This window comes from Reinekea sp. (assembly GCF_046710285.1).
GTDB lineage: Bacteria > Pseudomonadota > Gammaproteobacteria > Pseudomonadales > Natronospirillaceae > Reinekea.
In genome coordinates this window covers 234,411-256,192 of the sequence record NZ_JBKEGY010000003.1, presented here as the reverse complement: position 1 = coordinate 256,192, position 21,782 = coordinate 234,411, and the positions used below count along the sequence as shown (strand labels likewise).

The window sequence follows — 21,782 nt, the reverse complement described above, 5'->3', positions numbered from 1 at the left end:
ACGCTGCACCGATCTACTGAACTGAAAACCTGGTGGGCAGGTTTGGGCTTTACTTTATCGAATGTATGAATGTGTGTGAATAACTAATAAATGGATCATACAAATCACTGCACGCGGAAATTTTACTCGCTTCGCTCCCAAAATTCCGGTGAGTGAAGCGTTCATTTCAAAGGTGACAATAAGTGCCAAGTGTTTTAATTACAGGAGCAGCAAAGGGTCTAGGTCGAGAACTTACACGTTCGTTTTCCAATCACAAGTGGAGTTTACTCTTAATAGTCCGAAGTACCGAGTCTGCTGCTGATTTGAAATCTGAATTTCCTGAAGCAAAAATCCTAATTTCTGACATTCGTAGCCTTGAACATGAAGGCAATTTAAGTAAGTGGTTAGGTGATTACTCTGTAGACGTACTTATAAACAATGCTGGATCTGGTAGTAAAGGCCCAAGCATAAAAACGGCTACTGCGGAACAGATTTCTAAGGTTTTTGAAACCAATTGTGTAGGCGTGTTCTCAACAGTTAAAGGTGCTTACCAATCCTTAAAGAAAGGAGAAAAGGGGCTAGTCATAAACATCAGCTCTCGACGAGGCTCATTGAGTATGCAAGCCGCAGGAGCCGCAAAGGGAAGCGGTTGTTCTTATTCTTACCGAATTAGTAAGGCAGCCCAAAACATGCTTACACTATGTTTAGCTGATGATTTAGAATAAGTTGGTGTAGATGTAGCTGCCATTCATCCAGGTCGTTTATTAACTAATATGGCATCGAAAGATGCACATATGACACCGGAGAGATCCGCTGGTCTAATTAGCGACCTAATCATTAATAAGAAAATAAAGAATCGAGACTATCTATGCATGGAAACTGGTTCCTTGCATTGGTAAAAATGAACAAGTACAGGTAGTCGACGCGGAAAAATCAGCGCAACTGCTGAAAGCGTTCATCGTAGGAAATAGGAAAATGAGCCAAGTTCACGTTATAAATACGATTACTGTTCCTAGCGGAATGGAAAAAACAGCAGAGAACGTTAGGGATGAGTATGTTTCCTATTTTCGAAAGCAAGATGGTTTTGTCAGTTCAACATTCTTTAAGTCTATAGATAGAGAAAACGATGGTGCTATAAAGTACATTAATACGGTGGTTTGGGAGTCGTACGACCACTTCAAAAATGTAGTAAATTTAGGCTTCGAGAATAGCGAAGGTTTGAATTCCCACGGACTCAAGGTTTTAGGTAAAGGATTTCCTGAGCCTATAAAAGTATCGTCTGGTCGATATACAGTAATTGCGTAGATATATACATTATAATCCGTGCCATGGGGCCTCGGTTCCGGTGATTGCGGACCCTGCACTTAGCGTTAGCACCACGAGGAAATTTATGAAAGTAGTTGCACTCAGCAAGGACTCTGAACACAAATTTTCTAAGGAAACCTTTGCCTCTCTAACTTTTCTGAAAGGTCTTGGTATCGATGGTGATGCTCATTGTGGTACTACGGTTAAACATCGTTCCAGGGTGAAAGCAGATCCAACTCAACCAAATTTGCGCCAAGTGCATTTAGTCCACTTAGAACTTCTTTATGAGCTTAAAGAGGCTGGATTTGAAGTTAATGCAGGAATTATTGGTGAAAATATTTTAACTAGTGGTATTGATTTACTATCCTTACCAAAAGATACACTTTTGTATGTAGGCGCAGAAGTTGTGTTGAAAGTAACAGGATTGAGAAATCCATGTGCTCAGTTAGATTATTATCAAAAGGGACTTACAAAAGCAGTCCTTGATTTCGACAGTGATGGGAACTTAATTCGAAAAGCGGGCATTATGGCAATTGTAGTAGAGGGCGGTGTCGTGAGCGCCGGAGATGCTATAGTGATAAAAGTTCCGCCAGAACCTCACGAAGCTCTTGAACGCGTCTAGTGCTAACAAAAAGTTGTAACTCAGGTCCTTAAAACCACGGCATTGCTGTGAGGCCTTCGACTCGCTACCCCTTCTACTAGCGGTTGTGGACAACCTTAGTTACCACCAAGGATTAAAACATGACTAAAGAAAAACTAACTAAACAAGTTCTCAATAGAGAGAAGGCTATAGGGATTGGCGTGAGCATTGGTGTTGTAGCTGGTGTAGTTGTTGGTCAATTAACGGAAGATCTAGGGCTCTGGATTTCTATCTGTATTGCTATTGGTGCGGGAGTTGGCGCCACACTAGGTAGTAAGCAAACAACGAAAAGAGATAAGTCTGGTCAGGGCTAGCTCAGCATCTAAAAAATCATATAGGCTAATAATCATTTGGAAGTTTCATGGAAATAATTAGAAGTAAAGAATTCAAATCTGAGCTTGCTTGGGGTGCAAAAGACATCGCAAATATGAACGGCATTACAACACGCTTACATTGGACTGATCAGCCATATAAATGGCATATAAATGATGGCGAAGAAGTGTTTGTTGTTTTGGACGGTACTGTCGAAATGCTATTTAAAGAAAATGGGGTTGAGCAATCTGCGCTGCTCAAAACAGGTGATATATTTTACGCCTCTATTGGAACTGAACATGTTGCGCACCCTCGTGGAGAAGCACGAATCTTGGTTGTTGAATCTCAAGGAAGTGTATAAACATCACTTTTAACGGAACAAAAACAGTTGGGGCAGGTTCCGCTTCACGGCATACTCTAACCAACAATATTGTCTGCTTAAACGGGCGTTAAGGAATATATGATAGTTACACTAGTGCAAGCTGAAAATTATGAATATGTACAGAAACTATTTCAGTACTACATATACGATATGTCTGAATACACGGGTTGGCCACCTTATGATGACGGAACATTTGAGGTAGATGACTCGGTAACTGGATTACGTGACTATTGGACTAAACCAAATCATTTTCCTTATTTAATTAAAGCGGGCGGTGAAATTGCTGGTTTTTCTTTGGTTAGAAAGTACCCAGAAGACAAGGAGTGCTTCGATATGGGGCAGTTCTTTATTTTGCGAAAATACAAACGGAAAGGCATTGGTGTTCAGGCGTTTCAACTAACGGTATCTAAGCATCCAGGAAAGTGGATGACCAGAGTGCTTCCAGATAACACGGGTGCAAGGGAGTTTTGGTTAAAGGCCATTAAAGCTATAGCCAGTACAGAAATAGCCATAGAAACTGAATTATATAAATCAACGGAAATGGAATTTATTCGCTTTGAAACGGCTACTAATTTGTCAAATTGTTAGGTAATGAATTATTTCAGTTTACAGTATATAAGTCACAGCGTTTCCATCAGGCTGTCTGATAACAATCCACAGGGTACGCGCGCATCGAGGATTCGGCCATCTCGTTCAGGGTCATCCCCTTCACGAATATCCCACTGCAATTGATATTTTTTATTGATCAAGGTGACGATGTCGTAAAACGTAAGCGCATTTTCATTGCCGCCTACATGGAAGATGCCGGGTACTGCTGCACTCATTAAATCGCAAAGGCAATGCATGGTATGTCGTACATAGGCTACCGCTGGGCGCCATTTAGTGCTGGCATAGAGAAACCCTTTTTCGTCGTGCATATCGCGGACGTGAGTTAGTAGGTTGTCGGCATCAAAGGTATCGAACATCTGCCAGCCTAATCGAGCGATGATGGCATCAGGGTTCGCTTCTAACGCTGCCTTTTCACAGGCTATTTTATAACGACCGTAGTCGCCTGTTGCATCCGGTAGCCTGTCTGGAGTAAACGGCCCTATACTGCTGGGTTCAAATACGCTTTCAGTGCTGGTGAATAAAAAAGGAATATTCAGTTTCTTGGCGATGCCAGCCAAGGTGCCTACCCAATTTTCCGAGCCTGTGGCCAAGTGGAAGACTCCATCAACACTATGCTGCTGAATGAGTGAAATTTGAGCCTCTCGGTCTTCAATGTTGGTGACCGAACGATCAAATGGTACAACGTTAACCTCCATGTTTTCTAGCGCTTCTTTTAGGAAAGGTGCAATACGGCCGTTTAATCCTGTCACTAAAATGTTTTTCATAGGTATCTCCAATTTGATTTATTTAGTATAAGGAAATCTATTTAACTGAAAGGATGGAGTTTAAAAGGGGTGCATTTAGTGGGAGTTAGTTGGAAAGCCTTGAACTGGTTTTCCCTTGCAGCTTTCCTCATTCCCCATTACTTTAACCGCATGGAACATAACCTTAAACACTTCTACATCCCTGAAGAGCAAAGCATCTATTTGCTCTCCCATCGTGACGCGGCAAAGCTAAAGGCGTGGATACACTTGTGTATTCGGCAATTGGAGCGCTTGGGGTATTTGAATATTGAGCTAATTGGTAAGGGCGCCTTTGGTTTTGTCTTTGGTGGCACTACGCCGTTTGGCTCTGAGCTTGTGTTTAAGTTTTCGCGGGTTAATCTGCCCCAGCATGTGCAAGATAAGCTAGAAGAAGAGAGCTATTTACAGTCACTTTTGGATCACCCATCTATCCCGAAAGTGATTGATTACGTGCGAGTCGGTAAGCAGCGTATTTTGGTGATGACGCGAGCCCCAGGGCGTGACTTAGATCACTGGGGGCTAGAAAAAGGCGCATTAACACCGCGAGTGGTGGTGAGCATAGCCTCGCAGTTGGCTGAGCTGTTGGAATACATGCGGACCTATGTGAATAAAGATGGTTTGCTAGCGCCAGTGGTCCACGGCGATATTAAGCCATCGAATATTGTTTTTGATCCATTTACCGAGACTATCCAGTTAATTGATTGGGGGTCGTCGGTGTTTGCCCAAACTGATATCCATGGCCAGTTTTTGTCGATCAGTGTTATGGATTTGATGTCGAGTGATATGCAAAACACCAACAGTAAACTGGGTGATGTATATTTTATTGGTAGCCAGCAAATGAGTGGTGCTTTATCGTCACCGCGCTTCGATGAACAGGGTACGGCTGCGACGTTATATGCGTTGGCATCGAGCCAAGGGGCTCGTTTTGCTTCTCAAGTAGTCACGCCCTTATCTCTTGGTTTGCCCATTGAATTTGCACGCGTCCTCAACAGCATGATGTCGCCAGAGCTTGCAATGCGTAACCAAGCTGCGGACTATTTTTTAGCAAATATGAGTCGCTTAAAAAACTTGGTACTACCAGATCTAGTTGAGCCAGAAGAGCGACCATTGATTCCTGTATGGATCGGTGATGCCTATAAGCCTATTGATACCGTTGTGTACAGCTCGCGCAAATCGTTTTTAAGAGAGCAGCACCCAGACATTAATGTCGATGACATTGAAGATGAACAGCTCGATAAGTATTACAAAAACTATTTACAGGGTATGGGCGAAACGGAAAAAGCCTTCGTTGCGGCGGTATCACGGCTCGGGCGCTTCCCTGTTGTTGGCGGTATTACAGTGCGCTGGTTAGATAATGAAGTACAAATATCATCGGCGTTTAACCTGTTTGATAAACCCATGCGTCGGTCGTTTGTGCAATCGTTGAATCACATGGTGACGCTAGCGCGAGCAATGACTCGCAATGGCACATTCAAAGCCGTGCTCTATGATGCGCGCGATACCTTACACGTAGATAGGGTAAGTCAGGATCAACCATTCGTGGTACCCAAACGAAAATCGCTGGCTTATACCATTACCCCGGCACCTGAGGGGAAGCTCAATGAAAAAATGCACTCCTACTTTGAAGATGGGCGAGACCCAGATGAGCATTTAGAGCTGCCAGAATCGATCATGGCAAATATTCGACACCTCGATACTATCCATCATACCGGTTGTATTATCTTTGAAGCCTTAGAGAAAAACCTAAAAATACACAATTACTATCGATTACTAGACCCTTCGCGTGAGCAAGAATTTAAAGCCTGTTTAGACCGTATTTTAGTGGCGGTATCAGACATCAAAGGTCTTGGTATCGGCGGTTTCATGAAAATGCCCTATAAAGACACCCGCGTATTTACCCTCATAACGCAATGTGAAGAGAAGTATTACCCAAAAGCGCCTAAGCAAGCGGATTTACTTTGAGCCGACTAAGACTCTCGTGGCACCAAGGCTATGATTTGCTATAGTGGCGGCGTTTTTACACTAAGGAATTGCCATGATTCACCCTCAATTTGATCCAGTCGCATTCAGTTTAGGGCCACTATCGGTCCACTGGTACGGGTTAATGTACTTAGCTGGTTTTATGGCGGGGCAATACTTAGGTATCTGGCGTGCAGCCAAGGATGCATGGCGACTCTTTACCCCTGATCAGGTTAAAGACCTATTGTTTTATATTGTCATGGGTATCATCTTGGGTGGGCGGGTCGGCTACGTTCTGTTTTATCACCTTGATTTGTTTTTCAATAACCCACTGTACCTATTCAAAATCTGGGAAGGCGGTATGTCGTTCCACGGTGGTTTTTTAGGTGTTGCGGTTGCGGTTATTTTATTTGCTAAGCACACTAATAAAGCTTGGTTCGCGGTTGGTGATTTTGTGGCTCCGTTGGTTCCACCCGGCATTTTCTTTGGCCGTTTTGGTAACTTTTTAAATGGTGAACTCTGGGGTCGAGAAACCGATGTAGCCTGGGGCATGATTTTCCCGCAAATCGGTGACGGTTTAACACGTCACCCATCGCAGCTCTACCAAATGATGGGCGAAGGTTTCTTGTTGCTGGTTCTCATGTGGTGGTTCAGTTCAAAACCACGACCCAGAATGGCGGTTTCGGCCATGTTCATGATTGGCTATGGTGTATTCCGCACCGCAGCCGAATTCTTTAGGCAGCCAGACGAGCATATCGGCTATCTGTTAGGCGGTTACTTTACACAAGGTATGCTGTTGAGCTTGCCGATGATTGTGGTTGGGATTGTATTAATGGCTTTGGCCTATAAAAACCCCATCTTTGAAAGCGCACCCGTCGTAGAATCTAAACCAGCAAAGAAAGCACAAGCTAAGAAAAAAAAGGCGGCTAAAAAATGAAGCAGTATTTAGATTTATGTCAGCGCATCATCGATGAAGGTCACTGGGTGGAAAACGACCGCACCGGTAAACGTTGTTTAACTATCATAAACGCCGATTTAGAATACGATGTCGCCAACAACGCATTCCCGTTAATCACCACACGTAAAAGCTTCTATAAAGCCGCAATAGCCGAGTTTTTAGGCTACATTCGAGGCTACGACAACGCTGCGGACTTTCGCAAACTAGGTGCTAAAACCTGGGATGCCAATGCGAATGAAAACAGCGCATGGCTCGCCAACGAACACCGAAAAGGCGACGACGACATGGGACGCGTCTACGGCGTACAAGGTAGAGCCTGGGCAAAGCCCGATGGTGGCGCAGTAGATCAACTGAAAAAAATAGTCGATAACCTCAGCAAAGGCATTGATGATCGCGGTGAAATTTTAAGCTTTTACAACCCCGGTGAATTTCACATGGGTTGTCTAAGACCATGTATGCACACACACACATTCAGTCTACTAGGAGACACGCTCTCGCTAACCAGCTATCAGCGTTCTTGCGATGTCCCACTGGGTCTAAACTTCAACCAAGTTCAGGTGTTTTTCTTCTTAGCCATAATGGCGCAGATAACCGGCCTAAAACCGGGTAAGGGCTACCATAAAATAGTGAATGCTCATATTTATGAAGATCAATTAGAGTTGATGCGTGATGTACAACTAAAACGCAAGCCGCTTGCATCCCCGAAGCTAATTATTAACCCAGACATTAAATCATTAAAAGATTTGGAAACTTGGGTGACCATGGATGACTTCAGCGTTGAAGGCTATGAGCATCATGAGGCGATTGCGTACCCGTTTTCGGTTTAGGTTTTGTTTAGACATAAAAAAGACCCCTGTAATTAATATGTCTAATTATCAGGGGACGTTTCATGGCTTCCGTGATTTAAGCTGGCTGTGACTTAGTATTTATAAGTTAAGCCGAAATCTGCTCTCCAGTTCTGAAGCGCACCACTGGTATTTATTGCACTGTCAAGTGTAATGTTTGGTAATGGTGCATAGGTGAATCCTAGGTTCATTGCGACAGAGCTTCCAATCAGCAGGTTAAGATCCTCTTGTGTTTTAGTTTCATAGTCTTTTTCATACCCTGTCCCAGCAACATCAACCTTATAAACAGTTTCTGTTTGCTCTTCTTTGGTGTGCGTCAATATGGCTGCAGAAGCACCACCACGCCATGTCCATCTTTCAGAAGCCGCATACTCTACCGATAAGTTTACAGGCAGGCTGATTGTAGTGTTGCTTTGAACGAAACTAGAGTTGTTTGTGCCTGTTGGGTCTGTCACGTTATTGTTTGCATCTAAAGCGTCTACATAGGTATCTGAACCAACTTTTTCACTACTTTCGGTTTTATTTTTAACGAAAAGCAGTGAAGGTTGTGCCCTGAAAATGACGTTGTTGGCTACAGTCTGGTAATCAAGACCTGCCATCATTGCAAAGGTAGAAGATTCAGAGAGTTGGCTTTCTTTATAGGTCCACGTTTCATTGGAATCTAACGCAGCTGTTGAGGTATCTGTATCGTTTACCTCTGTAAAACTAACATCGTATTCTGCAGAGACCGTTTCATTATGGATCATCAATCCGCTTGTTACGTGGAGGGTATCTTCAAGTTTGTACCGTCCAGTTGTACTGATTGATAGGCCGCCCGTTTTTCCTACTGATTCAGAGTAGTCTGCAGTGATTTTATCTAAGGTTGTTGGGCCAGCGGTATCTGTCTGAGACTCAACATAGCTAAAGCTCGATGATGTTGAATAGCTAGGTAAATTTAAACTGAACGTTGCATCTAATGGTAGATCATTCAATTGAACACCAGCGGTTAATGAATAAAAGCCTGCTTTTACTTGTTTCTCGTTTTTAGAAACCGATAAAGAATCTGTTACGGTGCCCGTTACAAGGCTAGTTGAACCTGAGCTAGGTAATGCATAGCTATTATAGGTGCCGTCTGCCTGAGCATTAATTGCTGTTCCATCTGCACCGTTGAACGTAGGAGCACCATTATTTAGGAAATCAGCAGTCCACTGTCCTGAGCTACCATTACTTCCAGCGCTAGCACGAACACCTAAAGAACCAAAGCTCATGTTACCAACCCAAAATAAATCAATTTGGTCGTCGATTGTTTTAAAGTTATCTAAACCCATTCGATCGTTATTAAGAGTATAGCTATCTGGATTTGTACCTAACGCAGTATTTGGTGCATATAAAGAAGGTTCAGCTCCGACATGTACAGCCATTTTTTGACCAAAAGCATTAAATACATAGCCAATGTTATCGCTGTCAGCAAAGGTGATCTGATTTGCTGTTTGAGCCAAATAAGCTGGGTTATCAAAGGCGGTGTTTTTGTCTGCAACGGCTTCTACAGGGTCTTGGGCTAGAAAAGAGCTTGCCTGAGCTGTCGATAGAGAAACTGTAGTAATAGCAAGAAACAGAGTGCTAAGTTTCATGTTGTAATTCCTTGAGCTAGTGGGGTTTGTAGTCTTGAGAAGATAACAAGGTTCTCAATAGCTTTCAATTTGAACAGTACAAAGTAGAGCTTCATGACTCAAGAGTGTGACCCACTAGGCAAAACTAAACTTTAAAAGGAACCTAAGCCGGTGTGCGTTAGCCTGTCAGTGGGTGTTAGACGGCATGGATGCCGTCTCCAAGCCTACATGGACGTATTAACGGCGCCCCACAGACAGGCTAACGCACACTGGCGAACTCAGCCACCAAGCCACAATTAACTCAGCCCGCAAACCGCAATAAACCCAGCCACAAAACACCCGAAAAACTCAAAGAAATTAAATAGTAACCCCTTCAGAGCATGCCTTCAAACAACAACCTGTGCCATACTGTAAGCCATTGATATCAGAGTAGAGTTAGACATGACAGAAAAGGTTACCCCACTTGCGCCCGATGCGCTGCGCGCCCATGTAGATCTGAGTTACCTCAACATTGAAACCACCGCCGAAGTCAAAGGCAAATCTAGCTTTCTTGGCCAGCCAAGAGCCAAAAAATCATTAGAATTTGGCATCGCTATGCGTGGCAGTGGCTATAACCTTTATGTTATGGGTGAAACGGGGACAGGGCGGAATTCTTTGGTTTCAAAATACGTTAAAGAATTAGCGGATTCGCAGCAAACACCGACCGAATGGGCCTATATCAATAATTTTGAAACCACACGCGAACCTTATGCGCTAGAAATGCCAGCAGGCCACGGCAATGAGTTAAAAGAGCGAGTTGATCAGTTTATAGACGACTTAATGGACACGTTTCCAGCGTCATTTGAAAACCCAACTTATCAGCGCAAAAGAACCGCCATAGATAAAGCCTTTAATCAACGCTACGACGCCGCCCTTAAAGTGGTGGAGCGTTTTGCAAATGAAAAAGAAATAGCCGTTATCGCAGACGGCGGGTCAGTCATGCTATTGCCGGTAGTCGAAGGCAAAGCCTTAGATGATACTGAGTTCGCTCAGTTGCCAGAAGTTCTGCGAACCTCATTTCAAGAGCGAATCAACGATATTGAAGAATTTTTAAATGAGCAGGTACTCGAACTGCCAACTTGGCGACGTAAAAGCTCCGAAGAATATCGTCAGTTAAATTTAACAACGGTTCAACAATCTATAAAGCCGTTGTTAAAAAACTTAGAAGAACAAAACCAAAACTTGCCATCGGTCGTGCGTTTTATTCAGGAAATTGAAGAGCACCTACCGAAATTAATAATTGACTTATTTATTGATGAATCAATTACAGACACGGTCTCCGATCAAGAACGTCGTGCAACCATAGCGCGTTGGTTAAAACCAAATCTAATGGTACAGCATGAAGTAGATGCAGGCGCGCCCGTTGTCTATGAAATGCTGCCGACTTATCAGAACCTGTTTGGCCGTATTGAATATACCACCAATCAAGGAATACCTATTACCAACTTTCAGCTTATTCGTGCAGGTAGTTTATTAAAGGCGAATGGCGGTTATTTGATTTTAGATGCCGAAAAATTACTCCAAGAACCTTTTGCTTACGATGCGCTAAAACTAGCATTGAAAGCAAAAGAGTTAAAAATGGAAATGCCGTTTTCTGATGCAACTTTAATGCACTCGGTGACGTTAAGCCCAGAGTCGATAGACTTAGACGTGAAGGTTATTTTACTTGGCTCACGAGATATTTATTATCAGTTGCAAGAGTGGGACCCTGAGTTCATGGAACTATTCCGTGTGCCGGTCGATTTCGATAGTTTTATTCCGCGTTCGCGAAATACCGTCGATAATTTAATACTGCGCATTAAAGATTATGGTGAAGAAAAAAACTTTAAACCACTTACCCGTAATGCGTTAGAACGGCTAATAGAATTTAGTTTGCGCGAAGCTGAACATCAGCAGCGCTTATCTGCTCAAATTGTTCGAGTCTTTAAGGTATTTGCAGAAGCCGATTTTATATGTGGCCATGAAAAAGTAGCCCGCATTACAGAGCACCATATTCATCAAGCACTTGAAGCTGCAGAATATCGCAATGGTCGCATAGCGGATCAAATGCTCAGTGAAATTGAAGAAGGCACTATTTTAATTGATACCCAAGGCGAACGTGTTGGCTGCATCAATGGATTGACGGTGATGGAAATTGGCGAAAGCCGCTTTGGCTCGCCTGCGCGCATTACATCTACCGTTCATGTTGGTGGCAAAGGAGTTGTCGACATTGAGCGTGAAGTTGAGCTTGGTCAATCGTTGCACAGTAAAGGTGTTATGATTCTAGGAGGCTTTTTAGGGCATGAATTTGGCCGTCGCTTCCCATTAACATTGTCTGCACATATAGCGATGGAACAAAGCTACGGTTACATCGACGGCGACAGTGCCACCGTTGCAGAATATTGCTCACTAATCTCCGCGATAGCGCAAGTTCCGATTAAGCAAAGCATCGCCATTACCGGCTCTATGAATCAGCTCGGTGAAGTGCAAGCAATAGGCGGCGTGAATGAAAAAATAGAAGGCTTCTTTAAACTTTGCGAGCTGCGTGGCTTGGCCGGTGAGCACGGCGTTATCATCCCTGCTGATAATATCAAACACCTTATGCTAGCCCCCGAAGTTGTTGCCGCTGTTAAAGCCGGTACCTTTACCATTTGGGCCGTTACGCATGTTTACCAAGCCCTTCGAATATTGACCAATATCGAGCCTGGCGTTGCTAACGAAAAACTAGAGTTTCCTGCAGACTCACTCAATGGAAAAGCCCAAGAAGCACTTAAAACGCTCTTCGAGCTGTATCAAGAAACTGAAGAAGAATAGCAAAGGATATTTTATGGCAAGGTGGTCACGAGTTATCGTGTTAGCGCTGGTACTTGGCGTATCAAATTCACTGTTTGCGTATACGGCGGAAAGTATTTTTAAAGAGTACCGTAGTCGTATTTACCAAATTAAAGTGGTTGATATCGAGTCTGATAGTCGTACCTCTATTGGCTCTGGCTTTATCGTTGCCGATCAATTTACTGTCGCGACAAACTATCATGTTATTTCTGCTTTTGTGGCAAAGCCAGATAAATACAAAATTATGATCGTACCAGAAATAGGTGATGCGCTGCCGGTGGACGTTGTCGACTTTGACATAGTGAATGACTTAGCACTGCTCAAAGCGGATAAAGCGTTAGGCGAACCAATTTTGATTGCACCGCAAGAGCCAATACAGGGCACCGTCATATTTTCGGTTGGTAACCCGCATGACTTGGGTATGACTGTGGTGCCAGGTACTTATAACGGTTTGGCGGACAACGCTTACTATCACCGCATTCATTTCTCAGGCTCCATTAACCCAGGTATGAGTGGAGGGCCAGTATTTGATGCGCAAGGTGAGCTCACGGGCATTAACGTAGCCACCTCTGGTAACCAAGTTAGCTTTTTAGTGCCGGCAAAAAAATTAGCTGAATTTATAACACGGCGAGAAGTGATCGCGCCGGAGCAAATGTTGGCGCGTGCCGAAGCACAATTACTGGAAAGCCAAGCACAATTGCTGGAAGACTTTTTAACCTTACCTCGAGAAACCGATACGCTTGGCGACGCTCAAGTACTAGGTGATATCAAAGGCTTGGTGTCTTGTTGGGGCCGCTCATCGCGCGATGAAGACGAGGATTACTTAGTGGTAGAAGTGACCAAGGGTTGCTCGCTGACTGATAATATTTACATCAGTGGCCAAATGACTACAGGCAGCTTAGGCTATCAGTTTTATTGGTACGATGGGCGTGAACTTTCACGTGTTCAGTTTGATCGGTTCTTACAACAAAAGATGGATTGGCGCGCCGACAACTACGTAAGCTATACCGATGTGTCAAACTACCAATGCAGTGAAGACTTCACTCAAATAGGTGACGATGGCCTAACCAGTGATATCGCAAAATCTTTTTTCTGTGTTCGCCGCTACACTAAATTCCAACAGCTGCACGATATGCTTTACTTCAGAGTTGCCAAGCGAGGACAGTTTGCTTTGGTCAGCCATGTGACCGTATCCGGTGTCAGCGAATCATCTGCACTCGCATTTCTTGAGTCTTTTACTGGAGATGTCAAATGGCCATAGTAATTGAAATACTCAATAAAAGAGGCGAGATTGAGCAGTTCTATCGTTTTGAAGATGAATCAATCAATATAGGGCGAGGCTACGAAAATCACCTTACGCTTTCTGATGCGTTCTTGGATGAAGTTCATCTAAACATTTCAGTGAACGATGATGGAACCTTCAGAGTGGTTGATCAAGGCTCAACCAATGGCACAGAAATTCATCGTAAAACCTCACCTGTAAAAGGTGCACAATCGATACTGGATATAAACTCCGGTGATGAACTCAGTATCGGTCAGAGCCGAATACGACTTGTAGATTCTAAGTTGCCAATGGCACCGCCGGTTAAGAAAATTACTGAGCATAAGTTAAGTAAGTTGGCTAAACGTCCAATCTCGTTAGCAATGTTAGTGGCATTGACGGTTTTTACGCTCATGTACGATCAGTACGCCGATTCTATTGTTGCGACAACCTTTTCAGATCATTTGATGAGCTTGTTCCAAATTGGCGCAGCACTTCTGTTTGTCATTTCTGCTTTTAGTCTAGTGGCTAAGGCAATTCGGCATCAGTGGTGTTTTTTGCAAAACGTTTTTAATGTTTGTGCGTTCGTATTGATTACAGACGGTTCTTCGATGCTATTCGATATAATTTACTTCAACCTAGGGTTTTGGCAGGAAAAGTGGGTGCTAGATGCATTGGCGCTGTTTGTATTCATGCTCTTAGGTGGTTGGATTTTCACGTTTAATTTGTTTGTTGAAAAACGAGGCGTTCGCTTGCTGACAGTGTTTTCGTTTTCAACGTTAGTCTTTGCCTACAGTGTCATTCAGAGTTTGGCAGATGACCAGGAGTTTACCAAAATGCGCCCTACGGTTACCGATCGATTCTCTTCATGGGTTATGCCGTACCAACCAAGGTTGACCGATCAAGAGTTCATCACTAAAAGTGCCGCTATTTTTGACAAAATAGAAATTGAGGAAGAATAAAAAAACCAGAGTATTAGGCTCTGGCTTTTTAAGGTTTCAGGCGGTATTAAAACAAACTGCCCATGCCGATTTTCGCATTAAGCCCAACACTTAAACCTTCTACATCTTCATTGGCGCCCAATAAGTAACCCGCTTCAATAGCAAATAAAATGTATTTATCTAAAGGTGTGGGTAGGTTTGCATCGGTAAACATATAGGTTCCAAAGCCATCGGCTCCGTACATAATGTCTAATCCATAACGGAAGCTTTCAGCGTGGTTCATCGCGCTGTTTAAGCCGGCGCTTAGGTACCAATTATCACCATAGCTACCTTTGAAACGAAAAGACATATCGGTACTAAACGACGATTCAACGTTTAACCCGAGCGACCATTTTGAATCGGTTTCACCAAGTACACCAAAACTGGTTTGACTGAATAAAATTTGGTTGCGATGCAAGTAACTCACTTCATCAATGTAATCGCCTTCTTCAATTAGTGCTTTGGCTAAGCGATAGTGATCGGAGCGGGCAATTTCCCCGCGGGCGCTGTTTGCATCTGCCTCGGTGATTCGAATACGACCAATAATTTCGCGGAACGACTGCTCATCATCGATTTTTTTGATGTCTTTATAAACTGCAAAGTAGGCGCCAGGGGTTACGCCGGCCTTTCGTCCAATGTTTACGGCGACTTGTTCATCTAACTTCGATAAAACCTGTCCACGTATCTGAACATCATCGCCGGCGAGCTCGACCCAGTCATTGGCTTTAATGCTTAAGCGGCCCAAGCGTATATCGGCTATCGCGTAAATTGAACTTACTTCAGTTACTTCAACAATGCCGGTTTGGTCATCTATAAAGCCAAAGCTTTCGCCGCTGCGATCTTTGATTTCGGCACCGCGGCGGAAAATCCGAAATACTTGGCCAACTTCCACGCCGGCGTTTTTGCCAAGATCAAAGTAAAGTTGATCAGAGGTTATTTTTACAACGGAACCCAGTTCGCGAAATTCTCGTTTGAGCATGAGTGGGAGTTCGTATTCGAGTTGAGCGAGCAGTGCGGTTAACTCTTTAAATTTAAAAGATAAGGCTCGTTGAATAATGAGTTCGCCGGTTGAAACGCTGTATAGTGAAACGGTTACCGTTGCTTGGCGTTTTTTCGGTGTATAAAGGGTGACGACGGCCAGCGCATTCAATTTTGCCTTTTCTGCAGCGTCGAGCATGGCGGCAATAGCTTCTTCGCTATTAGGTCGAACCTGTGTTTTGGCGTTGGCGACGGTGTAATCCTGTAACCGATTGATAGCATTTGTGGCGATTAGCCGTAAATCTGGGCGGAAATTTAGGTTTTCATCGGATAAATCCGTTACTAACAGCAGATTGCCTTCCGCTAGGGTGAAAGTGGAAATAAACAAGAAGATTAGCCCTGAAATATGGGCTCGAACGGTGCGATGCATATCAATTTACCTATGGTTACTGCAGTTTAAGCTGAGTATAGACCGCTTTTTTGAAAGCGGAGGAAATTGCTACATCGCTGTATAGCATAGGGTCATAAAACCACGTATAATCGCGCACCCTTTTGGTGTGGTGTTGGCTGATATTTGATCAGCTCTAATAAGTTGAGGTATGTGGTGGATTTTCCAAAGCAGTACGACGTAATCGTCATTGGTGGCGGGCATGCAGGAACAGAGGCGGCATTAGCAGCGGCGCGTGCTGGCAGTCAAACTCTGCTATTGACCCATAATATTGAAACTGTCGGCGTTATGTCCTGTAACCCAGCAATTGGCGGTATCGGCAAGAGCCACCTGGTCAAGGAAATAGACGCACTTGGCGGCGCTATGGCTACGGCTACAGATTATGCAGGTATTCAATGGCGAGTATTGAACTCTCGCAAAGGGCCTGCAGTGCGAGCAACGCGCGCGCAAGCCGACCGTGCCTTGTATAAAGCGGCGATACGTCACATCGTTGAACACCAAGAAAACCTAGAGATATTTTCGCAAGGCGCAGATGACCTCATTTTAGAAAGCGATAAAGTTGTCGGTGTGGTTACCCAGACCGGTATTCGAATTCGCGCTAAATCTGTTGTCTTAACGGCCGGCACCTTCCTAGGTGGGAAAATACACGTCGGCATGCAAAATTACTCAGGTGGCCGAATGGGCGACGGGCCGAGTACGTCTTTGTCTGAGCGTTTACGTGAGCTGCCATTCAATGTCGGACGCCTAAAAACCGGCACACCAGCCCGTATTGATGCTCGCTCGGTCGACTTTAGTCAAATGATAGAGCAGCCGGGTGATGAAAAGTTACCAGTCATGTCTTATATGGGCACTGTTGAGCAGCATCCAGAGCAGGTCAGCTGTTATATAACCAATACCAGTGAAGAAACTCACGATATTATCCGTAATAACTTGGATAAATCGCCAATGTTTGCCGGTGAGATTGAAGGTATTGGGCCACGTTACTGCCCGTCTATTGAAGATAAGGTTACTCGTTTCGCTGACAAGAACAGTCATCAAATATTTGTTGAGCCGGAGGGCTTAAGCACATACGAGTTATACCCAAATGGCATTTCAACCAGTTTACCGTTTGACGTTCAAGTGCAGTTTATTCGCACCATGAAAGGTTTTGAAAACGCGCACATTACGCGCCCAGGTTATGCCATTGAATATGATTATTTCAATCCGCAAGACCTGAAGCATTCGTTAGAAACCAAATATATCGAAAACCTATTTTTTGCTGGACAAATCAACGGCACAACCGGGTATGAAGAAGCGGGTGCTCAAGGTTTATTGGCGGGTTTAAACGCTGCGCGAAAAGCACAGGGCTTAGATACTTGGTATCCGCGTCGTGATGAAGCTTACATTGGCGTGTTAGTCGATGATCTTATAACTATGGGTACGTTAGAGCCTTATCGTATGTTTACCAGCCGCGCAGAGCACCGCTTGCTGTTACGAGAAGATAATGCCGATGCGCGTTTGACTGAAACAGGGCGTAACTTAGGTTTGGTCGATGATGCTCGCTGGCAGGCTTTTAGCGAAAAGCAAGATTCTATTGTGCGAGAACAGGCTCGTTTACGTACAACCTTTGTGCAGGCGGCATCAGAGCAAGCGTCTAAGCTCTCTGAGAAATTACCCCAGCCACTGAAAAAAGAATTCAGTTTAGCCGATTTATTAAAGCGCCCTGAGCTTAATTATGGCGACATTGCCCAAGCCTCTGCACCAGAAACTCCTTTAGCTGTTGACGCAGCAGAGCAAGTTGAAATAGCCGCGAAATACGAAGGTTATATCAGCCGCCAGCAAGATGAAATTGAAAGTATGCGGCGACATGAAAATACCAAGCTGCCGGAAACTTTAGATATAGATAGCGTTGGTGGGCTTTCAAACGAAGTTAAGCAGAAGTTAAAGCATGTTCAGCCAGAAACACTGGCTCAGGCTTCGCGCATTCAGGGAGTTACACCCGCAGCTATTTCGATGCTTTATATTCATATTAAGAAACACAACGCCAGTAAGCAAAGCGCATGAGTCAAGAATACCAACAGCAATTAGAACGCGGCTTGAAGGTGCTCGATATAGACCTTAGCTCGGTGCAAATAGATCGGCTATTGGCATATCACCAAATGCTAGTGAAATGGAATAAAGCCTATAACTTGACCAGCGTACGTGACCCCGCCCAGATGATCGCACGCCATTTGCTTGACAGTTTAAGTATCGTGCCTTTTGTAAAGCCAACAAACTTACTTGATGTTGGAACGGGGCCGGGTTTGCCAGGTATGATCATCGCGTTAATTTACCCAGAACTGCCTGTGTTTATGCTTGACAGCAATGGTAAAAAGACACGATTCTTGAGCCAAGTTAAAATGGAGCTCGGCGTCAGCAATGCAAATGTTGTTCTTCATCGCCTAGAAAGCTGGAAACCTGGCCAAGATTTTAACCAGATCACATCTAGAGCCTTTGCAACGCTGTCAGATATGGTAGGCTTCTCCCGTCACTTGTTAGCCAAAGACGGTCGCTTTATAGCGATGAAAGGACAAAACCCAGTAGATGAGCTAGCCCAATTGCCCGAAGATATAAATGTCATCGCCGTTACGCCCCTTAAAGTACCAGGCAACGATGGCGAGCGGCACATGATAGAGCTGGGTATTCGATAATAATTAGTAAAGCCCATATTTAGGAAGCGTTTTGAGTCAAATATTCGCAATAACGAATCAGAAAGGCGGTGTAGGTAAAACCACTACGGCGATTAACCTGCCAGCATCTTTAGTGGCCATGAAACGCAGAGTTCTGGTGGTCGATCTCGACCCGCAAGGCAATGCGACCATGGGCAGTGGAGTTGATAAATCAGACTTAGAGCTGTCAGCCTATGACGTTTTGACGGGCAAATGTGATTGTCAGGAAGCCATTGTACATTCTGATGACGCTGGCTATGACATTTTGCCTGCAAATGGTGATCTAACCGCTGCAGAAGTTGAATTAATTGACTTCAAAATGAAAGAACACCGTCTGCAGTATGCGTTAGCCGAAGTTAAACAGAATTACGATTATATTTTTATCGATTGCCCACCTTCATTGAACATGCTGACGGTGAACGCCTTATGTGCGGCCCATAAAGTCTTGATTCCTATGCAATGCGAGTACTACGCGCTAGAAGGATTAGCAGCACTATTGGACACGATTAACCGTATTCAAAAAGTCATAAATCCGTCGTTAGCCATCGGCGGATTATTGCGTACCATGTACGATCCTCGAAACAGCTTAACCAACGATGTCTCAGAGCAATTGATAGAGCATTTTGGTGAAAAAGTATTCAGTGCGGTTATACCTAGAAATGTTCGCTTGGCGGAGGCGCCAAGTTACGGCCTACCAGCGCTAGCCTATGACCGCCAGTCTAGTGGTGCAAAGGCTTACCTAGCGTTAGCAGGTGAGTTAGTGCGGCGAGAAGAAGGTGAAAAAGCCAACATAGAAACCGTACTCGAAACCGACAAAACAATAGGGTAGAAACATGTCAGCCAAAAGAAGAGGCTTAGGGAAAGGCTTAGACGCTCTTATTACTAAGCGCAAAGAAGTAGTCGAGTTGGCAGAGCAGCCTGTTGAGACCATAAAAGACGGTGGCTTGAAAGAGTTGCCTATTGAATGGTTGCAGCGAGGCACATACCAGCCGCGAAGAGATATGTCGCCAGAGGCGCTAGAAGAACTTGCCAGCTCTATTCGAGCGCAAGGTGTTATGCAGCCCGTGGTAGTGCGACCTATTGGACCACAATCTTACGAATTGATTGCCGGTGAGCGTCGATGGCGTGCCTCTCAAATGGCGGGTTTGGAAAAAATACCTGCTGTTATACGTGACGTGTCAGATGAAGATGCCATTGCAATGGCACTAATTGAAAATATTCAGCGCGAAAACCTTAATCCAATGGAAGAGGCGTTTGCGTTACAGCGCTTACAAAAAGAATTTGAATTGACTCAAGCCGAAGTTGCTGAAGCTATTGGCAAATCACGCGTAACGGTGACCAATTTATTAAGGCTGATAAGTCTTGAGGTAGATGTTCGGCGGATGCTCGAGCACGGTGATCTAGAGATGGGGCATGCTAGGGCATTGCTGGGCTTATCTGGCGAAAAGCAGGTTGAAGCGGCGCGTCAAGTAGTTGCAAAGGGTTTAACAGTTCGCCAAACCGAAGCCTTGGTCCGACAGACTAATGCACCAAAAGGTAACGATGCAGCCAAGAATGTCATGACAAATGATGCGAATATCAAACGTTTGGAAGGGATGCTAGAAAAGCGTTTAGGCGCATCTGTGCAAATTAAGCACGGTGCAGGCGGAAAAGGCTCGTTGACTATTAAATACACAAGCCTAGATGAGCTAGATGGGATCCTAGCGCATGTAAAGTAATTCGAACACTGTGAGTGTTGAGTGGTATTTACATTAGTTACAGTCGAAATTGCTAACTTAGTTGATGCGGATCAACGAACCCAATATACTCTGCGCTCGATTTTGGCACCAAAGCGCCTGTGAATAAAAAAAGTGTTGATGCCATACTTTAAAGATAGACCGATTCAACAAATTAAACGTCCGGTTGCTCACCAAGTATTAGGTGTTCAGGCTGTGGTTATGCTGGTATTTGTTTTGATTGTCGGTCTCTTTAGCATACTTAACGGCTTTGCGGTATTGGTCGGAGGGTTGATTGCTATAAGCGGGCAAGCGTTTTATAACAGAAGCGCTTTAAAGTACTTTGGGTCGCCTGATACGAATTTGGTTTTGTCATCCACCGCAATAGCGATGTGGGGCAAGTGGTTGATCGTTATCTCAGCCACGACGGCAGTCGCCGTTACAGTAAAAGAATTTAATGCAGCTGTGCTCTACGCCAGTGTTTTTGGCCTACTTACATTAGGGTCGCTGCTGCTACCAGTTTTAGTTAAAAGAGCGCCGTAAGGCGAATTCGACAATTAAGGGGTTTTAAATTTATGGCAAGCGAAGGCGGTTACGCAAATTCGGCTGAATACATTCAGCACCATTTGACGAACTTGACCTACGGTAAACTCGAAGCAGGGGCTACGCTCTGTGACGGTTCTGTAGCAGAGAAGGCTTCTTGGGGTTTGGCGCATTGTGGTTCAGAAGCGGCTGAAATGGGCTTCATGGCTATACATGTTGACAGTATGTTGTGGTCAATTGGGTTAGGTGCAGTATTTTTACTGCTCTTTTGGCGTGTTGCTCGGAGAATGACCGACGGCGTTCCAACGGGCATGCAAAACTTCATCGAAGTGATCATTGAGTTTGTTGAAGGCAACGTACGTGATGTTTTCCATGGTCGCTCTAATCCTTGGATAGCGCCGATTGCATTAACTGTATTTTGTTGGGTGTTCTTATCGAATTTGATGGACATCCTCCCGGTCGATTTAGTTCCTTATACGCTCGAGCTCATGGGTGTTAAGTACATGAAGATTGTCCCATCGACTGATCCTAATATTACTTTAGGTACGGCGACGTTCGTCTTTATACTAATGATTTATTATTCATTTAAAGTTAAAGGCGTGGGCTTCCTGAAAGAACTGTCGTTGACGCCTTTTAATACGCCATGGTTGTTTTGGATCAACTTGCCGCTTGAGTTGGTTGGTTTGATCGCTAAACCCTTCTCTCTTGGCTTACGATTATTCGGAAACTTGTATGCTGCAGAAATCATCTTCATTCTGATCGCATTGATGTTCGGCGGCGGGTTGATTATTGGTATGTTAGGTGGCGTCATGCAATTGGCTTGGGCTGCTTTCCACTTGTTGGTCATACCGTTGCAAGCATTTATTTTTATGGTTTTAACGATCGTTTATCTGTCTCAGGCGCATGAAGATCATTAAAGAATTCGTCTGTTTTTATGGCATCATCGTAAAAATAGGCAAA

The 21,782-nt window shown here is 44.3% G+C and carries 21 protein-coding genes; 18 read left to right on the top strand and 3 right to left on the bottom strand.

The features are described from left to right. The first annotated feature begins 182 nt into the window (after window positions 1-182). The 6 genes from ACI882_RS04130 (at window position 183) to ACI882_RS04105 (ending at window position 3,206) form a co-directional block, all read left to right on the top strand. Window positions 183-704 (top strand): SDR family NAD(P)-dependent oxidoreductase, encoded by a 522-nt coding sequence (locus ACI882_RS04130; RefSeq protein ID WP_411743538.1) that lies wholly within the window; start codon window positions 183-185, stop codon window positions 702-704. Window positions 705-954: 250 nt separating this feature from the next. Further along, on the top strand, window positions 955-1,284 hold the full coding sequence (locus ACI882_RS04125; RefSeq protein ID WP_411743539.1) for an antibiotic biosynthesis monooxygenase family protein: 330 nt from the start codon (window positions 955-957) through the stop codon (window positions 1,282-1,284). Window positions 1,285-1,369: 85 nt separating this feature from the next. Beyond that, entirely contained in the window at window positions 1,370-1,906 is a 537-nt protein-coding gene (locus ACI882_RS04120; RefSeq protein WP_411743540.1) for an MOSC domain-containing protein, read from the top strand. A gap of 119 nt (window positions 1,907-2,025) precedes the next feature. Then, window positions 2,026-2,238: a hypothetical protein gene (locus ACI882_RS04115; RefSeq protein WP_411743541.1), complete on the top strand. Its 213-nt coding sequence runs from the start codon at window positions 2,026-2,028 to the stop codon at window positions 2,236-2,238. Window positions 2,239-2,285: 47 nt separating this feature from the next. Next, window positions 2,286-2,597 (top strand): cupin domain-containing protein, encoded by a 312-nt coding sequence (locus ACI882_RS04110; RefSeq protein WP_411743542.1) that lies wholly within the window; start codon window positions 2,286-2,288, stop codon window positions 2,595-2,597. Between the two features lie 99 nt (window positions 2,598-2,696). Beyond that, entirely contained in the window at window positions 2,697-3,206 is a 510-nt protein-coding gene (locus ACI882_RS04105) for a GNAT family N-acetyltransferase (RefSeq protein ID WP_411743543.1), read from the top strand. A 32-nt stretch (window positions 3,207-3,238) separates the two neighbouring features. On the opposite strand, the gene ACI882_RS04100 is transcribed toward ACI882_RS04105, so the two are convergent. Continuing rightward, window positions 3,239-3,991: a sugar nucleotide-binding protein gene (locus tag ACI882_RS04100; protein WP_411743544.1), complete on the bottom strand. Its 753-nt coding sequence runs from the start codon at window positions 3,989-3,991 to the stop codon at window positions 3,239-3,241. Between the two features lie 78 nt (window positions 3,992-4,069). On the opposite strand from ACI882_RS04100, the gene ACI882_RS04095 reads away from it, so the two are divergent. The 3 genes from ACI882_RS04095 (at window position 4,070) to ACI882_RS04085 (ending at window position 7,753) form a co-directional block, all read left to right on the top strand. Next, window positions 4,070-5,971 (top strand): protein kinase domain-containing protein, encoded by a 1,902-nt coding sequence (locus ACI882_RS04095; RefSeq protein ID WP_411743545.1) that lies wholly within the window; start codon window positions 4,070-4,072, stop codon window positions 5,969-5,971. A 73-nt stretch (window positions 5,972-6,044) separates the two neighbouring features. Further along, complete coding sequence (lgt, locus tag ACI882_RS04090) at window positions 6,045-6,905, top strand: prolipoprotein diacylglyceryl transferase (RefSeq protein ID WP_411743546.1); 861 nt, start codon at window positions 6,045-6,047, stop codon at window positions 6,903-6,905. Next, window positions 6,902-7,753 (top strand): thymidylate synthase, encoded by an 852-nt coding sequence (locus ACI882_RS04085; protein WP_411743547.1) that lies wholly within the window; start codon window positions 6,902-6,904, stop codon window positions 7,751-7,753. Before lgt ends, ACI882_RS04085 begins: the two co-directional genes overlap by 4 nt. Before the next feature lie 92 nt (window positions 7,754-7,845). Here ACI882_RS04085 and ACI882_RS04080 read toward each other — a convergent pair whose 3' ends face one another. Further along, window positions 7,846-9,381 carry a hypothetical protein gene (locus ACI882_RS04080; RefSeq protein WP_411743548.1) on the bottom strand — a complete coding sequence of 512 codons (1,536 nt, stop codon included), beginning with the start codon at window positions 9,379-9,381 and terminating at the stop codon, window positions 7,846-7,848. 420 nt (window positions 9,382-9,801) lie between these two features. On the opposite strand from ACI882_RS04080, the gene ACI882_RS04075 reads away from it, so the two are divergent. Genes ACI882_RS04075 through ACI882_RS04065 form a run of 3 tightly spaced genes read left to right on the top strand, consistent with a single transcriptional unit; the run spans window position 9,802 to window position 14,433 of the window. Next, a complete protein-coding gene (locus ACI882_RS04075) occupies window positions 9,802-12,192 on the top strand; it encodes a Lon protease family protein (protein ID WP_411743549.1) in 2,391 nt (796 codons plus the stop codon). A 13-nt stretch (window positions 12,193-12,205) separates the two neighbouring features. Then, window positions 12,206-13,471, top strand: a complete 1,266-nt coding sequence (locus ACI882_RS04070; protein ID WP_411743550.1) for a serine protease — start codon at window positions 12,206-12,208, stop codon at window positions 13,469-13,471. Further along, entirely contained in the window at window positions 13,462-14,433 is a 972-nt protein-coding gene (locus tag ACI882_RS04065; protein ID WP_411743551.1) for an FHA domain-containing protein, read from the top strand. Before ACI882_RS04070 ends, ACI882_RS04065 begins: the two co-directional genes overlap by 10 nt. A 46-nt stretch (window positions 14,434-14,479) precedes the next feature. Here the strand turns inward: ACI882_RS04065 and ACI882_RS04060 are convergent, their stop codons facing one another. Further along, the gene (locus ACI882_RS04060; protein ID WP_411743552.1) at window positions 14,480-15,859 is read right to left on the bottom strand and encodes a hypothetical protein; all 1,380 of its coding nucleotides are present in this window, start codon (window positions 15,857-15,859) and stop codon (window positions 14,480-14,482) included. Window positions 15,860-16,033: 174 nt separating this feature from the next. On the opposite strand from ACI882_RS04060, the gene mnmG reads away from it, so the two are divergent. The 6 genes from mnmG to atpB all read left to right on the top strand — a co-directional run bounded on the left by mnmG (window position 16,034) and on the right by atpB (window position 21,739). Further along, a complete protein-coding gene (mnmG, locus tag ACI882_RS04055; RefSeq protein ID WP_411743553.1) occupies window positions 16,034-17,920 on the top strand; it encodes a tRNA uridine-5-carboxymethylaminomethyl(34) synthesis enzyme MnmG in 1,887 nt (628 codons plus the stop codon). Further along, window positions 17,917-18,546 (top strand): 16S rRNA (guanine(527)-N(7))-methyltransferase RsmG, encoded by a 630-nt coding sequence (gene rsmG, locus ACI882_RS04050; RefSeq protein ID WP_411743554.1) that lies wholly within the window; start codon window positions 17,917-17,919, stop codon window positions 18,544-18,546. The genes mnmG and rsmG overlap by 4 nt, the downstream gene beginning before the upstream one ends. A 31-nt stretch (window positions 18,547-18,577) precedes the next feature. Continuing rightward, window positions 18,578-19,393, top strand: a complete 816-nt coding sequence (locus ACI882_RS04045; protein WP_411743555.1) for a ParA family protein — start codon at window positions 18,578-18,580, stop codon at window positions 19,391-19,393. A gap of 4 nt (window positions 19,394-19,397) precedes the next feature. Then, window positions 19,398-20,282 carry a ParB/RepB/Spo0J family partition protein gene (locus ACI882_RS04040; RefSeq protein ID WP_411743556.1) on the top strand — a complete coding sequence of 295 codons (885 nt, stop codon included), beginning with the start codon at window positions 19,398-19,400 and terminating at the stop codon, window positions 20,280-20,282. 138 nt (window positions 20,283-20,420) lie between these two features. Next, the gene (locus ACI882_RS04035; protein WP_411743557.1) at window positions 20,421-20,822 is read left to right on the top strand and encodes a hypothetical protein; all 402 of its coding nucleotides are present in this window, start codon (window positions 20,421-20,423) and stop codon (window positions 20,820-20,822) included. 32 nt (window positions 20,823-20,854) lie between these two features. Continuing rightward, the gene (gene atpB, locus ACI882_RS04030) at window positions 20,855-21,739 is read left to right on the top strand and encodes a F0F1 ATP synthase subunit A (protein ID WP_411743558.1); all 885 of its coding nucleotides are present in this window, start codon (window positions 20,855-20,857) and stop codon (window positions 21,737-21,739) included. Window positions 21,740-21,782 lie beyond the last annotated feature (43 nt).

What these genes read in the sequence shown, in the direction of transcription:
- ACI882_RS04125 (WP_411743539.1), top strand. Translation starts at nt 955, where the DNA reads ATGAGCCAAGTTCACGTTATAAATACGATTACTGTTCCTAGCGGAATG.
- ACI882_RS04120 (WP_411743540.1), top strand. Translation starts at nt 1,370, where the DNA reads ATGAAAGTAGTTGCACTCAGCAAGGACTCTGAACACAAATTTTCTAAG.
- ACI882_RS04115 (WP_411743541.1), top strand. Translation starts at nt 2,026, where the DNA reads ATGACTAAAGAAAAACTAACTAAACAAGTTCTCAATAGAGAGAAGGCT.
- ACI882_RS04110 (WP_411743542.1), top strand. Translation starts at nt 2,286, where the DNA reads ATGGAAATAATTAGAAGTAAAGAATTCAAATCTGAGCTTGCTTGGGGT.
- ACI882_RS04105 (WP_411743543.1), top strand. Translation starts at nt 2,697, where the DNA reads ATGATAGTTACACTAGTGCAAGCTGAAAATTATGAATATGTACAGAAA.
- ACI882_RS04100 (WP_411743544.1), bottom strand. Translation starts at nt 3,991, where the DNA reads ATGAAAAACATTTTAGTGACAGGATTAAACGGCCGTATTGCACCTTTC.
- lgt (WP_411743546.1), top strand. Translation starts at nt 6,045, where the DNA reads ATGATTCACCCTCAATTTGATCCAGTCGCATTCAGTTTAGGGCCACTA.
- ACI882_RS04085 (WP_411743547.1), top strand. Translation starts at nt 6,902, where the DNA reads ATGAAGCAGTATTTAGATTTATGTCAGCGCATCATCGATGAAGGTCAC.
- ACI882_RS04080 (WP_411743548.1), bottom strand. Translation starts at nt 9,381, where the DNA reads ATGAAACTTAGCACTCTGTTTCTTGCTATTACTACAGTTTCTCTATCG.
- ACI882_RS04075 (WP_411743549.1), top strand. Translation starts at nt 9,802, where the DNA reads ATGACAGAAAAGGTTACCCCACTTGCGCCCGATGCGCTGCGCGCCCAT.
- ACI882_RS04070 (WP_411743550.1), top strand. Translation starts at nt 12,206, where the DNA reads ATGGCAAGGTGGTCACGAGTTATCGTGTTAGCGCTGGTACTTGGCGTA.
- ACI882_RS04065 (WP_411743551.1), top strand. Translation starts at nt 13,462, where the DNA reads ATGGCCATAGTAATTGAAATACTCAATAAAAGAGGCGAGATTGAGCAG.
- ACI882_RS04060 (WP_411743552.1), bottom strand. Translation starts at nt 15,859, where the DNA reads ATGCATCGCACCGTTCGAGCCCATATTTCAGGGCTAATCTTCTTGTTT.
- rsmG (WP_411743554.1), top strand. Translation starts at nt 17,917, where the DNA reads ATGAGTCAAGAATACCAACAGCAATTAGAACGCGGCTTGAAGGTGCTC.
- ACI882_RS04040 (WP_411743556.1), top strand. Translation starts at nt 19,398, where the DNA reads ATGTCAGCCAAAAGAAGAGGCTTAGGGAAAGGCTTAGACGCTCTTATT.
- ACI882_RS04035 (WP_411743557.1), top strand. Translation starts at nt 20,421, where the DNA reads ATGCCATACTTTAAAGATAGACCGATTCAACAAATTAAACGTCCGGTT.
- atpB (WP_411743558.1), top strand. Translation starts at nt 20,855, where the DNA reads ATGGCAAGCGAAGGCGGTTACGCAAATTCGGCTGAATACATTCAGCAC.